This is a genomic window from Solibacillus ferritrahens (genome assembly GCF_037027585.1).
Lineage (GTDB): Bacteria > Bacillota > Bacilli > Bacillales_A > Planococcaceae > Solibacillus > Solibacillus ferritrahens.
This window is the reverse complement of sequence record NZ_JAXCLE010000052.1, coordinates 1-1,270: the sequence shown is the minus strand read 5'-3', so window position 1 is coordinate 1,270 and position 1,270 is coordinate 1. Positions and strand designations below refer to the sequence as shown.

1 protein-coding gene is annotated in these 1,270 nt (G+C 38.4%); it reads left to right on the top strand.

What is annotated here, in order from left to right:
* On the top strand, positions 1-1,209 hold a 1,209-nt coding region (locus tag SNE38_RS19050; protein ID WP_336047173.1), incomplete at its 5' end, for an IS110 family RNA-guided transposase.
* Positions 1,210-1,270: the final 61 nt, after the last annotated feature.

Here is a 1,270-nt window from a genome sequence, read left to right as displayed (position 1 = left end):
TTAGATATAAGTAAAGGAAAAAGCAACCTTGTGATTTATGATGGCTATCGCCAATGCGAGTTCGAAGGTGAATTGAATCATACACGTGCTGATTTTGAACGGTTACATGAGCAGATGGAAGAAATCGCACGTCAAGATGGAGTAGCGCCAGAAATCGTCTTTGAAGCAACAGGCGTCTATTCTAAGCCCGTTGAAAAGTTTTTTATTGATTATGGCTATACATATTGCCGGATGAATCCGCTTGAAGCGAACTTACAAATGGCTACAATGCGCCGTAATAAAACGGATGTCAGTGATGCCCATGAGCTGGCCAAAACACATTTTAAAAGCGAACGCGAGTCAACTTATGTACAGGATGATTATTATGAACAAATGCGTGCGTTAACGCGTTATTACGATGAAATTGATGAGGAGGTTATTACACTAAAAAGTCGAATGCACGCCCTTTTACATCTGAGTTTTCCAGAATTAGAGAAACTCATAACACCAAGTTCAGCGCTATTCTTAAATATTGTCCAATTGTTTCCACATCCAGCTCTTCTATTAGCACATTCGAAAACGGTGATTAAAAATCGTTTGAAGGCTAATACACGTAAAAAGCTATCATTGGCACGTGCAGAGGCAAAAGCAGAAGTATTATTGGAGGCTGCTCAAAATAGTTATCCAGCCATGAAAGATAATGATATTCGATGTGATCAAATTCGAGATTACGCAGCTCGTATTATGGATTTAGTTGAAAAAAAGGAAGCTATTATTAAACAAATGGTCGGTATGTCAGCTGAAAGAAATGAATATCGCATATTCCGTTCGATTCCAGGTATTGGGGATACGACCGCCTGCCGATTAATTGGTGAATTAGGCGATATTCGACGCTTTGAAAATGCCAAACAGCTCAATGCGTACGCCGGTATTGATATCATGCGCTATCAGTCAGGCAATACACAATATCGTGATCGAATCAACAAACGAGGTAATAAAAAATTACGAAAGATTTTATTTTTTATGATTTGTACGATGATTACGCTTCGGAAAAAGACCGATAACCATCTCATCGATTATTATGATAAATTAAAAACGCAACCTCAGAGGAAACCTCACAAGGTCGCGATTGTGGCGTGTATCAATAAGTTTCTGAAAATGACGTTTCAGCTACTGAAACACGATATCCTCTACGATTATGAGTCCGCATTACCAGCTCAGAAATCGTAATACATCTAATTAAACTATATCACAACGACCTTTCGAAAAAAATAAAAATCGGGAGGTCTTT